This is a genomic window from Listeria cossartiae subsp. cossartiae (assembly GCF_014224155.1).
In the GTDB taxonomy this organism is placed as follows: domain Bacteria; phylum Bacillota; class Bacilli; order Lactobacillales; family Listeriaceae; genus Listeria; species Listeria cossartiae.
The window spans coordinates 90898-104927 of sequence record NZ_JAASUI010000003.1 but is presented as its reverse complement, the minus strand read 5'-3'; the positions used below and the strand labels follow the sequence as shown (position 1 = coordinate 104927).

Genomic DNA, 14030 nt, shown 5'->3' with positions numbered 1-14030 from the left:
AATACATGTTAGGTAAAGGGAAAATTGCAGCTTTAGGATTTCAACATGTTTTAGCGATGTACGCTGGAGCAGTTATCGTGCCACTGTTAATTGGTGGGGCGCTAGGTTTTAACGGAGAAGAAATGACATACTTAGTGTCGATTGATATTTTTATGTGCGGGATTGCAACATTGCTACAACTGACGGTTAATCGCTTCTTTGGGATTGGTTTGCCGGTTGTACTTGGATGTGCGGTTCAAGCCATTGCGCCAATTATTTTGATTGGCCAGGATATGGGTATTGGCGCGATTTACGGATCGATTATTATTTCAGGACTTTTTGTATTATTAATAGCACCATTTTTCTCCAAAGTTGTTCGATTTTTCCCTCCTGTTGTGACTGGTTCAGTTGTGACAGTGATTGGTTTAACGCTTATTCCAGTGGCGATTAATAATCTTGCTGGCGGGGCTGGGGCAAAAGATTTCGGTTCGATGTATAATCTTGGTCTTGGTTTCGGGACGTTACTGTTAATTATTTTAGTGTATCGTTTTGGGCAAGGTTTTTCGAAGGCAATTGCAGTGTTAATTGGTCTTGTCGGTGGTTCGCTTTTTGCGGCGCTTTACAAAGGGATTTCATTTGGACCGGTGAGTGAAGCAAGTTGGTTCCATATGCCGAAACCGTTTTATTTTGGCACACCGACTTTTGAGTGGCCGGCGATTATTACGATGATTTTAATTGCGCTTGTCAGTATGGTAGAATCGACCGGAGTATATTTCGCTTTATCTGATATTACTGAACGCAAATTATCGCAAAAAGATTTAACTCGCGGTTACCGGGCGGAAGGGCTTGCGATTATGCTTGGCGGGGTATTTAATACATTCCCATATACGGCTTACTCGCAAAACGTTGGACTGGTTCAGCTTTCTGGCATTAAGACACGTAAAGTGATTTATGCGGCAGCTGGTTTCCTTATTGTCCTTGGTTTAATTCCTAAAATTGGGGCAGTGACCACGATTATTCCAACGCCAGTGCTCGGTGGTGCGATGGTCGCGATGTTTGGCATGGTTGTCGCGCAAGGCATTAAGATGCTTGGAAAAGTTAATTTTACTTCCCAAGAGAACTTGCTAATTATTGCTTGTGCGGTTGGTGTTGGCTTAGGTGTAACAGTTGTACCAGATTTATTCAATGCTTTTCCTGCGTTTGTTCGTTTATTTACGAGTAACGGGATTGTCGCAGGGAGTGTGACGGCAATTGCGCTGAACATTATCTTCAATATGATTCCACATCGTAAAGATAAAAAAGCAACCAATCCAGAACCACAACATGCTGAATAAAAAATAAAACAGTTTTAATTGGGCTATTTTTTCTCATATACTTATACACAATCCTTTATTTGAAAGCGGAATTGGTCTATATCAATTTCGCTTTTTTGCTGTTTTTCTAGTTTTATTTTCACTATGTTGGGTATTTTCTAGTAGCTCCAAAAAAGTAAGCTTGGGGTAGATAAAGTAAGGGGGAAAAGTAGATGAATGGAAAACAAGTAATGGTTGGTGGTTTGTCTTTACTTTTAGTTGGCACGGGACTGGGGGCATTTGGTAGCACGGCACAAGCGGCGACAGATGATGCTTCTGTAATGCCAGATATTTCTAACAAACAAGTGCTAGTTGGATACTGGCATAGTTGGAAATCTTCCGGAAAAGATGGCTATCAACAAGGAACTTCGGCTGATATTGCACTTAAAGATACGCCGAAAGCTTATAACGTGGTAGATGTTTCCTTTATGAAAGGGGACGGGGTTAATCGCATTCCAACTTTTAAACCGGTGGGAATAAATGACAGCGATTTCAGAGCACAAGTGGGCGCATTAAATAAAGAAGGTCGGGCTGTTCTTTTAGCACTTGGTGGTGCGGATGGTCACGTGGAACTCAAAGCTGGGGATGAGCAAGCGTTCGCGAATGAAATTATCCGTCAAGTGGAAACATATGGCTTTGATGGTTTAGACATTGACTTAGAACAAAGTGCGATTACTGCGGGAGATAATAAAACGGTTATCCCAGCAGCGCTAAAAATCGTCAAAGATCATTATAAAGCAGAAGGTAAAAATTTCTTAATCACGATGGCACCAGAATTTCCTTATTTGAAACCAGGCAGTGCTTACGAAAGCTACTTAACTTCGCTTGCTAATTACTATGACTATATTGCCCCACAACTATACAACCAAGGTGGCGATGGTGTTTGGGTCGATGAAACGAACCAATGGATTGCGCAAAATAACGATACATTAAAAGAATCTTTCTTATACTATATGGCGGATTCGTTTATTAATGGAACGCGTGGTTACTTGAAAATTCCTGCGAACAAATTTGTGTTCGGCTTACCAGCGAATGTCGATGCAGCGGCAACAGGTTACGTCACAGATCCACAAATCGTTAAAAATGTTTTCAGTCGTTTACAAGCAAAAGGAACACCAGTGAAAGGGATCATGACTTGGTCGGTGAACTGGGATGGCGGTACGAATAAAGCGGGAGTACCTTATAATAATGGTTTCTCCAACGCATATGGCCCGATTGTGGGAACTAAATAAGCTAACAGCCGATATCCATTTATAATGGGTATCGGTTTTTTGAAACAGAAGACTTGCTTTCATTTTAAAATCGGCGTATGATGTAAATCGGAATGATTATTATTTGAAGAAAGGAGAAACTTATGGCTAAAAAATCAAAAGTTGCGAAACATGAACGTCAACAAGCGCTTGTAGAACAATATGCCGAACTACGCCGAACACTAAAAGCAGAAGGCCGTTATGACGAGTTGCGCAAATTACCACGCGATTCCGCACCATCACGATTACACAATCGTTGTGAGCTAACAGGACGCCCACATGGCTATATGCGTAAATTTGGTATGTCACGGATTCGTTTTCGTGAACTAGCACATCAAGGACAATTACCCGGCGTGACAAAAGCAAGCTGGTAAAAAACTCCTTTTTTCTGCGAGCCAGATATAATTATGCTACAATAGATGGCAGTAGAAGGAAATTGGAGGATTATATATGACTGAAAATCGAGAAAATTTGCTCGTTGTGGATGGAATGGCGTTACTTTTCCGAGCATTTTATGCAACAGCCGTTTCCAAACAATTTATGTTTAATCAACACGGGATACCGACGAATGGGGTGCAAGGTTTTATGCGCCATATGTTTGCGGCCATCCGCCAGAGTAACCCAACGCATACGCTAATTTGTTGGGATATGGGATCACAAACATTCCGTAATGAATTATATGATGGCTATAAAGCTGGCAGAACAGCACCGCCAGAAGAAATGATTCCGCAGTTTGATTTAGCGAAAGAGGTCGCTGCTGGATTTGGCTTTGTTAATTTAGGCGTGCCGGGTTTTGAAGCAGATGATTGCATTGGGACGATTACCGTTCAAGCGAGTAATACGATTGCGACTACCGTTTTAAGTGGCGATAAAGATTTACTGCAATTAATCGCTCCGACCAATGACGTTTGGATTATGCAAAAAGGGTATGGCAATTATAAACGATATGATGAAGCAACATTTTTTGAGGAGATGGGCATTACCCCAAGCCAATTTGTCGATGTGAAAGCATTGATGGGAGATACTTCTGATGGCTATCCTGGCGTGCGTGGTATCGGTGAAAAAACAGCGATTAAACTCATTCAAGAGTTCGAGTCTATTGAAGGCGTCTTAAACAATCTTGACAAACTGAAACCAGCACAACAAACCAAAATTCAAGAAGACTTAGCGATGTTAGAATTAAGTCAAAAACTAGCTCGAATTCATACCGAAGTTCCACTAGAAATAGACTTACCAAGCTTAAAATATAGCGGTTTCCGCGAGGATGCTTTTGCAGTAGTGGAAAAATACGGCTTAAAAACATTGACACGCGATATCGAATAAAAAAATAGAAGCAATCTGGTTATTTTACGCCAGGTTGCTTCTGTTTTTTTATTGCCTGACGCGCAAGTTGGTCGGCTTGTTTATTTTGGCTAACATTACGCCATTCGGCAAAAAACAACTCTAACGAATCTGCCATTTCTAAAATTGCTTCTAAATGAGGCTTAAATAAAGGGTTTTTCGCATGTCGTTTATGAATCGCTTCAATGGCAACTTTCGAATCAGAATACAAACGAATGAAAGTTGCTTGTTTTTTTAAGGCTTCTTCTAGTCCGAGTTTGATCGCGATAAATTCAGCTTCGTGGTTGGTCATGATTGCTAGTGGAATCGCGAGTTGCTCATAGATGCCATCTGCTTTCAGAACAATGCCAGCACCACTAGGGCCTGGGTTTCCAGCACTTGCGCCATCAACAAAAACTTCCATCTTTTGTGCCTCCTAACGTATGAATGATGTGGCTTTATTATAGAAGGAAAGCTGTTTTTTTGCAATAAAAAAACCGGTAAATAGATACCGGTTTTTACGTCCGTGTCTAATTGGCAACTGGATTAGGCTTTCTCTACATTAGCTGCTTGAGCGCCGCGGTTTCCTTCTACAACTTCAAATGTTACCGCTTGGCCTTCTTCTAAAGATTTGTAGCCGTCACCTTGGATCGCTGTGAAGTGAACGAAAATATCTTCGCCGCCGTCTGATTCGATAAAACCGTAACCTTTTTCATTGTTAAACCATTTTACTTTCCCATTTTGCATTGAAATAAATCCTCCTAAGTATGGCTAATAATTGCTAGAAACATTTATTAAAACGCTTTCATTCAAGCGTAAAAAATTTTTCTCGCAAATACTACCTTTTCAGTTCATAGCGTTGCCGCATATGATACTAACACTATAAATCAAAATACCTATAAACGTCAAGCTGATTTTCGATATTTTTTAAATTTTTGGACTTGTAAGGGCATACTTTTTACTAATTTGTCTCATTTTACTACTAATTGTTGTTTTTTTAAAAAGCGACGTCCTAGGAAAAATTTCGTTTTCGAAAGGGTAAATACTTTTAGAAAGGGCGATATTATAGTACAATTGGCTATGTGAAAGAATTTAAGTTGGAGGGTATAGCTATGCCAACACCTAGTATGGAAGATTATATTGAAAAAATCTATTCCCTTATTGAGACGAAAGGTTATGCCAGGGTTTCGGATATTGCTGATGAGTTATTTGTCCATCCTTCCTCTGTAACAAAAATGGTGCAGAAGCTGGATAAAGATGAATATTTAATCTATGAAAAGTACCGTGGATTAATTTTGACGCCTAAAGGAACACAAATGGGGAAAAGGCTCCTAGAAAGACACGCATTACTAGAAAGTTTTTTAAGTATTATTGGCGTAGATCCGTCCCATATTTATCATGATGTGGAAGGCATTGAACACCACTTGAGTTGGAATTCGATTGACCGAATCGGGGATGTTGTACAGTTTTTCGAAAATCATCCGGATGCGCTTAAGACGCTCAAGGCAATGGAGTCGACGAAACCAGAAACAAAGGAATAACGGTAATCCAAGGTTGAGATGTTGATTTTTGCGCAATCAGGTTTTACTTTAGAATCAAAATGGTGTTACATCGCTTGGTGTCGCGCTTTTTTGATGCACTGAAGTGGCCAAAATATCTTAATTCTTTGTTACAATATACATATTCGGAGGGGATATCATGTCAAATAAAGTGAAATCAGATATTGAAATTGCATCAAAAGCAGAAATTCTACCAGTTACGACAATTGCCGAACATTTAGGATTAGATGCAGATGCACTCGAACTTTACGGAAAGTATAAAGCAAAGTTATCCTATGATACGATTCACTCGTTAAAAGACAAACAACCAGGGAAACTTGTTCTTGTAACAGCGATTAATCCAACGCCAGCTGGTGAAGGGAAGTCGACTGTGACAGTTGGACTTGGTGACGCACTCTCTAAAAAAGATAAAAAAACAGTTATCGCACTGCGCGAACCATCGCTTGGACCTACAATGGGGATTAAAGGCGGGGCAACTGGCGGCGGCTATGCGCAAGTTATTCCAATGGAAGATATTAATTTACATTTTACAGGCGATTTTCATGCAATTACAGCAGCAAATAATGCTTTATCGGCATTTATCGATAACCATATGCAACAAGGAAATGACTTAGCTATTGACGGCCGCAGAATCGTTTGGAAACGTGTCGTTGATTTGAACGATCGTGCACTTCGCAAAGTAGTCGTTGGTCTTGGTGGACCGATTCAAGGCGTTCCACGGGAAGATGGTTTTGATATTACGGTTGCTTCTGAAATCATGGCAATCATTTGTTTAGCAAGTGATTTGAAAGATTTAAAGAAACGTTTAAGTGAAATTGTGATTGGTTATAACTACAAAAAAGAACCGATTACGGTTGGTGAAATGGGTTATGAAGGCGCATTAACGTTACTGTTAAAAGATGCTTTAAAACCTAACTTAGTACAAACGCTAGAACATACTCCGGCAATTGTACACGGCGGACCTTTTGCCAATATTGCGCATGGTTGTAATAGTGTTTCTGCGACAAGTACGGCGCTAAAACTTGGTGAATATGTCGTGACTGAGGCTGGCTTTGGTGCAGACCTTGGTGCCGAGAAATTTTTAGATATTAAAGTGCCTGCCCTTGGAAAAGCACCGGATTGTGTTGTTATTGTAGCAACGATTCGCGCGCTCAAAATGCATGGTGGCGCTTTGAAAACCGAACTAAGCGAAGAAAATGTTGACGCGTTAGCTAAAGGTTTTACTAACTTGCAAAAACATACGGAATCAATCGAAACTTTCGGTATTCCTTATGTGGTAGCAATTAATAAATTCATCACTGATTCTGACGCAGAAGTGGCAAAATTAGAAGCGCTTTGCGAAGAACATGGCATTCCATTTTCCTTAACAGAAGTTTGGGAAAAAGGTGGCAATGGTGGCCTGGAACTCGCGGATAAAGTCATTGCGGCTGTTGAAAGTGGAGAAGCAGACTACAAACGTATTTATGAAGACGCTTGGTCAATCGAAGAAAAATTAGAAGCGATTGTGACGAAGGTTTACGGCGGTATTGGCGTGGAACTTTCCAGCAAGGCGCAAAAACAAATCGTGGAATTCAAAAAATATGGTTGGGATCGTTATCCGATTTGTATGGCGAAAACACAATATTCGTTATCAGATGATCCGACATTGCTTGGTCGCCCAACTGATTTCGTGATTCATATTCGTGAATTTATTCCAAAACTTGGTGCTGGCTTTGTCGTTGCTTTAACAGGTGACGTGATGACGATGCCGGGCTTACCGAAAAAACCAGCGGCATTAAATATGGATGTCGATGAAAATGGTAACGCGCAAGGTTTATTTTAAAATTAGAAGTTCCAAAAGTGGATTCGCCGCTTTTGGAACTTTTTTCATCTTAAGCAATTGATATGTTCTATGTTTTCAGCTAGAATAGATAAGGACGAACAGGAAATGGATGGGACTAAATGAAACAATTAAAAGTGGAAAATTTAACAAAAACATATGGTGAAAAAAGCCTGTTTGAAAATATCTCGCTAACGATAACTGAGGGCGAACGTATTGGTTTAATCGGTGTAAATGGTACTGGGAAATCAACGTTATTGCAAATTATTTCTGGCAGTGAATCTGGAGATAAAGGAACGGTTACAAAAGCGAAAGATTATACGATTGGTTATTTGGCGCAAGATCCTGAGTTTAATGAAGAAGATACAGTTCTCGCGGCTGTTTTTGATGGGGATACTGCGGCGCTTCGAGCTATGCGCAAGTATGAAGAAGTGTTGCTGGCGATGTCGCTTGACGCGGAAAACACCAAATTACATGATGCTTATACTGCAGCTAGCCAGGAAATGGATGCTAGTGCGGCTTGGGATATGAACACAGAAGCGAAAACAATTTTGGAAAGATTGGGTATTACGGACTTAACTGCGAAAATAAGTGCGCTTTCTGGTGGACAACGAAAACGGGTTGGTTTGGCACAAGTTTTAATCGAAACGCCTGATTTACTTATTTTGGATGAGCCTACCAACCATTTGGATTTTCAGTCGATTCGTTGGTTAGAAGAGTATTTAAATCGTTTTAAAGGGGCTGTCTTGCTCGTTACCCATGATCGTTATTTCCTTGATCGTGTGACGAATCATATGGTGGAACTGGACCGTGGTTCGGCTTATCGCTATGTTGGGAACTACGAGAAATTCATGGAATCCAAAGCGATTCGGATGGAAAATGAAGTTCGCGAATCCGAGAAAAATAAAAACCTTTATCGTAAGGAACTGGCTTGGATGCGCCGCGGTCCTCAAGGTCGTGCCACCAAACAAAATGCCAGACAAGATCGTTTCCATGATTTAGAGAAGAAAGTGAAAACCAAAGTGGACGATTCGGAACTAGCGATTGATTTTGTTACTAGCCGCCTCGGAAAAGATGTTTTCGAACTGAAAAACTTAGAAAAACGCTTTGATGAAAAACAGGTGTTGCAAGATTTTAGTTTGATTATCCAACCGGGAGAACGCCTTGGTATTACAGGGAATAACGGAACTGGTAAATCTACTTTACTGAATATGTTAGCTGGAAAACTAGCGCCGGATGCTGGGGAAGTAATCACGGGGCAAACCGTACAAATCGGTTACTATACGCAGCAAAATGAAGAGATGGATCCGGATATGCGAATGATTGCTTATTTGCAAGAAGCGGGAGAGCAAGTGACGACTTCTGGCGGTGAAGTGATTAGTGTGAGCGCGATGCTCGAACGATTTTTATTCCCACCAAATTCACACGGGAAGAAAATCGGTAGCTTATCTGGCGGTGAAAAACGTCGCTTATTCTTACTGCGCATTTTGATGGAACGTCCCAATGTGTTACTACTAGATGAGCCGACCAATGACTTAGATACGCAAACATTGACCGTTTTAGAAGACTATTTAGAATCATTCAATGGTACCGTAATTACGGTTAGCCATGATAGATATTTCCTTGATAAGGTCGTGAACAAGTTGCTCGTTTTCCGGGCTATTGGTGAAGTAGAAATTTTCTACGGAGAATATAGCGATTATTTGAAAGAACTTGAGGCCAAAGGAAAACCAGCGAAATCAATGAAAAAAATGGCGAATACTTCGGTCGAAAAGAAGGCGCCTGAGAAAAAAGAGAAAGTCAAGCTAACCTACCAAGAACAACTGGAGTGGGACGGAATTGAAGATGCCATTAGCGAATTAGAACAAACGATTGAATCGCTCAATGAAACATTGGAACAAACCGGAGCAGACTTTACAAAAGCAGCAGAAATTAGTGGACTCATTACAGCAAAAGAAACTGAGCTGGAACAAATGATGGAACGCTGGGAATTTTTATCACAATATGCGGAATAAGGAGTGCGAACGATGAAACAATATTTGGATTTAGAAAAGTACGTTTTAGAGAATGGAACACAAAAAGGAGATCGCACTGGGACTGGAACAATCAGCACGTTTGGTTATCAAATGCGCTTTGATTTACAAGAAGGATTTCCGATTATGACAACAAAACGGGTACCATTTAAACTTGTAGTAAGTGAACTGCTATGGTTTTTACATGGAGATACGAATATTCGCTACCTTTTACAGCATAATAATAATATTTGGAATGAATGGGCTTTTGAGCGTTACGTGAAGAGCGCTGATTACAAAGGCGAAGATATGACGGATTTTGGACTGAGAGCAGAAAGTGATCCGGCATTCAAAGAAGTATATCAAGCGGAAATGGAACAATTTAAAAAGCGTATTTTAGAAGATGAAGCATTCGCGAATAAATACGGTGAACTAGGGAATATTTACGGCAAACAATGGCGTGAATGGAAAACTTCGCAAGGGGAAACAATTGATCAGTTAGCGGATTTGATTGAAATGATTAAAACGAACCCGAATTCGCGTCGTTTGATTGTGTCTGCTTGGAATCCGGAAGATATTCCGAATATGGCTTTGCCGCCATGTCATTCGCTATTCCAATTTTATGTCGCGGACGGAAAATTATCTTGTCAGTTGTATCAACGCAGTGCGGATATTTTCTTAGGTGTACCGTTTAATATTGCGAGTTATGCACTGCTAACACATCTGATTGCCCGTGAGGTTGGGCTGGATGTTGGCGAGTTTATTCATACAATGGGTGACGCGCATCTTTATAATAATCATATCGAGCAAGTGAAAGAGCAATTATCGAGAACACCGCATGCACTTCCAAAATTAGTGCTTTCAGATAAACCAGCAACGATTTTTGATTTTGATGTCGCGGATATTTCACTTGATGGCTATAATCCGGATCCAGCGATTAAAGCACCAATTTCAGTATAAGGGAGGTTTTCTTGGATGATCATTTTTGTTTGGGCACAAGACCGCGCTGGCAACATTGGCAAAGACAACAAAATGCCGTGGCACTTACCGGGCGATTTGCAATTTTTCAAAAGAACGACAACTGGAAAAACGCTTGTTATGGGACGGAAAACCTATGAATCTCTAGGGAAAGCATTGCCGAATAGGAAGACGATTGTGTTAACGCGGGATAAAGCATTACAGTTAGATGATGCGGAAATCTTGCATTCGCGTGATGAGGTTTTGGCGCTTGCTAAGACGGGCGAACCGATTTATGTCGTTGGTGGCGCGGAAATTTATCGTTTATTTATGGATGTGGCGGATCAGTTGATTGTCACAAAAATTGATGCAGAATTTGATGCAGATACGGCGTTTCCTGAAGTAGACTGGGAGAATTTTTCGGAAGTTGCGAAAGAAGCCCATGAAAAAGATGAAAAAAATAAGTATAATTATACTTTTTATACGTATGAAAGAAATTAATAGAAACGTTGCCTGAATGCGGGCAACGTTTTTCGAGTGGAGTGAAGCTGACGTGTTATCTAAAATGGAGATAAATAAACTGGCGATAAAAGAGAATATGGCGCTGTTAGCATGTCCGATTTGCGGCGGGGAATTGACGTTTCAAGAGCCGAATTCGTTTGTATGTCCGGAACGTCACGGGTTTGATATTGCTAAACCCGGTTACTTAAATTTGCTGAAGCAAGCGCATAAAACAAAATACGATCAGGCTTTATTCGAGTCGCGTAAAAAAGTCATTGCGAGCGGCTTTTTTGGAAAATTAATCAAGCGGGTTACGGAAATGATTGCCGATACGAACAAAGAAAATATCGTTATTTATGATGCTGGCTGTGGTGAAGGAAGTCATTTAGCGCGAGTAGTTTCGGAACTGCAAGCAACTGGTCGTGAAGTGCATGCTGCGGGACTCGATATTGCTAAAGAAGGCGTCAAACAGGCGGCGCGCGACTATCCAGGGATTGTTTGGACGGTAGCTGATTTAGCCAATTGTCCGAACAAAGCAGAGAGCGCAGATGTCCTTTTAAATATTTTATCGCCTTCGAATTATGAGGAATTTAAACGACTGCTAAAAACGGATGGCTTTTTGCTAAAGGTTGTTCCTGAGGCGAATTATTTACGGGAATTGCGCGAATTTATTTATGTAGATGAGAAAAGCAGTTATTCGAATGAATCGGTTACATCACGGCTGGCAGAAAAATTAACAGTGGAGCATGTCGAGCGTGTCACTTATAAAGCGCCAATCGCCAAAGAGCTATTTGCAGATTTTCTGGAAATGACGCCACTTGGTTGGCATATTGCAGCGGATAAAAAAAGCGAATTGTTAGCTAATCCGCCAGAAGATTTAACTGTCGATTTGCAAATTATGATTGCGAAAAAAACAAATCTTTTGTAAAAACTATGTGAATTATGCGCAATATAAGCTATAATGAAGGGGAAAAATACAGAAGCTGGAGGAATGACATGAATCAATCAGAAACGAAAGCGTTAGAAGCACTGCAAAACGGATCAGACATACGTGGAATAGCGATTGCCACGGAAAAGTATCAGATTACGCTAACAGATGAACGTGTAGAAAAGATTGCTTATGGATTTGCGAAATGGCTAAAAGAGGAAAAACAAGTGGAAGGTCGGGCAAAAGTGGCAATAGGTCATGATAGCAGACTTTCAGCGGAACGATTAAAAGCGGCACTCATAAAAGGTCTCGCTTTTGCGGATATCGATGTGGTGGATGTAGGTCTTGCAACGACGCCAGCGATGTTTATGGCAACTCAATATGAGGACTACAACTGCGATGCCGGCATTATGATCACTGCGAGCCACTTGCCTTTTATGTATAATGGGTTAAAATTATTTACGAAATCTGGTGGGGCGGAACACGAGGATATTGATTATATCGTGGCACATGCAGATAAATCTTTCCTAGAAAACGGCGGAAACTCCGGTAAAGTGACAAAACAAGACTTGCTTTCTACATATGCAGCAGATTTAACAGCTAAAATCAGAGCGGGAATCACGGATGCAGCTGATCAAATGAAACCGTTACAAGGCAGCCATATTATTGTGGATGCTGGTAATGGCGCGGGCGGCTTTTTTGCTGAAAAAGTATTGGCGGAGCTTGGCGCAGATATTTCGGGTAGTCAGTTTTTAGATCCGGACGGAAATTTCCCGAATCATATTCCGAATCCCGACAACGAAGAAGCGATGGCGAGCTTGAAAAAAGCGGTACTTGCTAGCGGGGCGGATTTAGGCGTGATTTTTGATACAGATGTGGATCGTGCGGCGATTATGGATAAAAATGGCGAAAGTTTAAATCGCAACCCGTTAATTGCTGTAATATCGAGCATTATTTTAGAAGAAAAACCTGGGACGACAATTGTTACTGACTCGACAACATCGGGTCATTTACAAGCATTTATTGAAGCAAAAGGTGGTAAGCAGCATCGTTTTAAACGTGGTTATCGTAACGTTATCAATGAAGCGCTGCGCCTGAATGCGAGCGGAACAGCGTCTGAAATCGCCATCGAAGTTAGTGGACATGCGGCATTGAAAGAAAATTATTTCTTAGATGATGGTGCTTATTTAATTGCTAAAATTTTAATGACGTATGCAACTTTACGTAAAAATGGTCAAGATTTGCCCGATTTAATTGCGGACTTAAAAGAACCAGCAGAAAGCGAAGAAATTCGTTTGAGCATTACAGCGCCTGATTTTAAAGGCTACGGAAAAGAAGTACTGGCTGATTTTCTGGCGTTTGTAGAGGCGGATGCGGATATGGCAGTAGAACCCGTGAACCAAGAGGGCATTCGTGTAAATACGAGCGGCGCGCTTGGCGAAGGTTGGTTCTTGCTGCGCATGAGCTTACATGAGCCTGTCATGCCAATGAATTTAGAAAGCGATGAAGCTGGCGGTATTCAAAAAGTGAAAGACCGCTTAGCAGAATTTTTCGCGAGTAAAGCCGATTTAAAAATGTAAAAACGGGAGAACTTGGTATGTATTAGCTACCAAGTTCTTTTTCTTTTCACCAAATCAATTGAAAAAATCGAGCGAATATAGTAGACTTAAAAAGCAAGCACTTACTTTAAAAGGGAAATAAAGTACAGGAGTGTGTTTTTTGGAAACTTGGATTACAAGTATTATGGCTGATTTTGGCTATATAGGCATTTTTTTATTAATTATGGTTGAGAACTTGTTTCCGCCGATTCCCTCTGAGATTATCTTAACTTTTGGTGGATTTATGACGACTGTTTCATCGCTAAATGTGGTGATGGTGATTATTGTAGCAACACTTGGTTCGGTTGTCGGCGCTATTTTACTTTATAAAGTAGCCTCGTATTTTGGCAAAGAACGACTGACAAAAATTGTATTAAAACACGGCCGGATTTTGCGTTTGAAAGCATCGGATATTGAACGCGCGGAAAGTTTCTTTTTGAAATATGGTAGTTGGGCAGTGTTTTTATGTCGGATGATTCCGTTGATACGAAGCTTGATTTCGATTCCAGCTGGGATGACAAAGATGAAAATGTCGCGGTTTTTAGTGTTGACGACGGCGGGAAGTTTGCTTTGGAATACGGTTTTAATTGGACTTGGCGCCTTGCTTGGTGAATCTTGGAATGAAATAGTTGTATTTATGGATAGTTTTTCGACAATTATTTATAGTGTTATTGCGATACTTGTCGTTGTCGGGCTAGGTTTCTTTTTCCGGGCGCGTTTCAAAAAAACACTTGATGAAGAATAATGTATAACCT

General features: G+C 40.7%; 14 protein-coding genes. 12 read left to right on the top strand and 2 right to left on the bottom strand.

The features are described from left to right. The first annotated feature begins 5 nt into the window (after positions 1-5). The 4 genes from HCJ30_RS10160 to HCJ30_RS10145 all read left to right on the top strand — a co-directional run bounded on the left by HCJ30_RS10160 (position 6) and on the right by HCJ30_RS10145 (position 3904). Entirely contained in the window at positions 6-1313 is a 1308-nt protein-coding gene (locus HCJ30_RS10160) for a nucleobase:cation symporter-2 family protein (protein WP_185392056.1), read from the top strand. A gap of 191 nt (positions 1314-1504) precedes the next feature. Continuing rightward, complete coding sequence (gene chiA, locus HCJ30_RS10155) at positions 1505-2563, top strand: chitinase ChiA (protein ID WP_185392055.1); 1059 nt, start codon at positions 1505-1507, stop codon at positions 2561-2563. Positions 2564-2685: 122 nt separating this feature from the next. After that, positions 2686-2955 carry a 30S ribosomal protein S14 gene (gene rpsN, locus HCJ30_RS10150; RefSeq protein WP_185392054.1) on the top strand — a complete coding sequence of 90 codons (270 nt, stop codon included), beginning with the start codon at positions 2686-2688 and terminating at the stop codon, positions 2953-2955. Positions 2956-3031: 76 nt separating this feature from the next. Next, positions 3032-3904, top strand: a complete 873-nt coding sequence (locus HCJ30_RS10145; protein ID WP_185392053.1) for a 5'-3' exonuclease — start codon at positions 3032-3034, stop codon at positions 3902-3904. Positions 3905-3923: 19 nt separating this feature from the next. Here HCJ30_RS10145 and HCJ30_RS10140 read toward each other — a convergent pair whose 3' ends face one another. Both HCJ30_RS10140 and cspD read right to left on the bottom strand, forming a co-directional pair. Next, a complete protein-coding gene (locus HCJ30_RS10140; protein ID WP_185392052.1) occupies positions 3924-4325 on the bottom strand; it encodes a ribonuclease HI family protein in 402 nt (133 codons plus the stop codon). A 122-nt stretch (positions 4326-4447) separates the two neighbouring features. After that, a complete protein-coding gene (cspD, locus tag HCJ30_RS10135; RefSeq protein ID WP_003728273.1) occupies positions 4448-4648 on the bottom strand; it encodes a cold-shock protein CspD in 201 nt (66 codons plus the stop codon). Positions 4649-5013: 365 nt separating this feature from the next. Between cspD and mntR the strand changes: the two genes are divergently transcribed. The 8 genes from mntR to HCJ30_RS10095 all read left to right on the top strand — a co-directional run bounded on the left by mntR (position 5014) and on the right by HCJ30_RS10095 (position 14020). After that, positions 5014-5442: a transcriptional regulator MntR gene (mntR, locus tag HCJ30_RS10130; protein ID WP_061388111.1), complete on the top strand. Its 429-nt coding sequence runs from the start codon at positions 5014-5016 to the stop codon at positions 5440-5442. A 157-nt stretch (positions 5443-5599) separates the two neighbouring features. Then, positions 5600-7282, top strand: a complete 1683-nt coding sequence (locus HCJ30_RS10125) for a formate--tetrahydrofolate ligase (RefSeq protein ID WP_185392051.1) — start codon at positions 5600-5602, stop codon at positions 7280-7282. 119 nt (positions 7283-7401) lie between these two features. Then, positions 7402-9294, top strand: coding sequence for an ABC-F family ATP-binding cassette domain-containing protein (locus tag HCJ30_RS10120; protein ID WP_185392050.1), 1893 nt, complete (start codon positions 7402-7404; stop codon positions 9292-9294). Between the two features lie 12 nt (positions 9295-9306). Continuing rightward, positions 9307-10251 carry a thymidylate synthase gene (locus HCJ30_RS10115; RefSeq protein WP_185392049.1) on the top strand — a complete coding sequence of 315 codons (945 nt, stop codon included), beginning with the start codon at positions 9307-9309 and terminating at the stop codon, positions 10249-10251. A 15-nt stretch (positions 10252-10266) separates the two neighbouring features. Next, the gene (locus HCJ30_RS10110; protein ID WP_185392048.1) at positions 10267-10749 is read left to right on the top strand and encodes a dihydrofolate reductase; all 483 of its coding nucleotides are present in this window, start codon (positions 10267-10269) and stop codon (positions 10747-10749) included. A gap of 52 nt (positions 10750-10801) precedes the next feature. Further along, the gene (locus tag HCJ30_RS10105) at positions 10802-11677 is read left to right on the top strand and encodes a putative RNA methyltransferase (RefSeq protein WP_185392047.1); all 876 of its coding nucleotides are present in this window, start codon (positions 10802-10804) and stop codon (positions 11675-11677) included. Positions 11678-11745: 68 nt separating this feature from the next. Beyond that, a complete protein-coding gene (locus HCJ30_RS10100) occupies positions 11746-13257 on the top strand; it encodes a phosphohexomutase domain-containing protein (protein ID WP_185392046.1) in 1512 nt (503 codons plus the stop codon). 139 nt (positions 13258-13396) lie between these two features. Further along, positions 13397-14020 (top strand): DedA family protein, encoded by a 624-nt coding sequence (locus HCJ30_RS10095; protein ID WP_185392045.1) that lies wholly within the window; start codon positions 13397-13399, stop codon positions 14018-14020. Positions 14021-14030: the final 10 nt, after the last annotated feature.

Bases quoted from the DNA above. Each gene is read 5' to 3' on its own strand.
- HCJ30_RS10160 (WP_185392056.1), top strand. From the start codon at position 6: ATGTTAGGTAAAGGGAAAATTGCAGCTTTAGGATTTCAACATGTTTTA.
- chiA (WP_185392055.1), top strand. From the start codon at position 1,505: ATGAATGGAAAACAAGTAATGGTTGGTGGTTTGTCTTTACTTTTAGTT.
- rpsN (WP_185392054.1), top strand. From the start codon at position 2,686: ATGGCTAAAAAATCAAAAGTTGCGAAACATGAACGTCAACAAGCGCTT.
- HCJ30_RS10145 (WP_185392053.1), top strand. From the start codon at position 3,032: ATGACTGAAAATCGAGAAAATTTGCTCGTTGTGGATGGAATGGCGTTA.
- HCJ30_RS10140 (WP_185392052.1), bottom strand. From the start codon at position 4,325: ATGGAAGTTTTTGTTGATGGCGCAAGTGCTGGAAACCCAGGCCCTAGT.
- cspD (WP_003728273.1), bottom strand. From the start codon at position 4,648: ATGCAAAATGGGAAAGTAAAATGGTTTAACAATGAAAAAGGTTACGGT.
- mntR (WP_061388111.1), top strand. From the start codon at position 5,014: ATGCCAACACCTAGTATGGAAGATTATATTGAAAAAATCTATTCCCTT.
- HCJ30_RS10125 (WP_185392051.1), top strand. From the start codon at position 5,600: ATGTCAAATAAAGTGAAATCAGATATTGAAATTGCATCAAAAGCAGAA.
- HCJ30_RS10120 (WP_185392050.1), top strand. From the start codon at position 7,402: ATGAAACAATTAAAAGTGGAAAATTTAACAAAAACATATGGTGAAAAA.
- HCJ30_RS10115 (WP_185392049.1), top strand. From the start codon at position 9,307: ATGAAACAATATTTGGATTTAGAAAAGTACGTTTTAGAGAATGGAACA.
- HCJ30_RS10110 (WP_185392048.1), top strand. From the start codon at position 10,267: ATGATCATTTTTGTTTGGGCACAAGACCGCGCTGGCAACATTGGCAAA.
- HCJ30_RS10100 (WP_185392046.1), top strand. From the start codon at position 11,746: ATGAATCAATCAGAAACGAAAGCGTTAGAAGCACTGCAAAACGGATCA.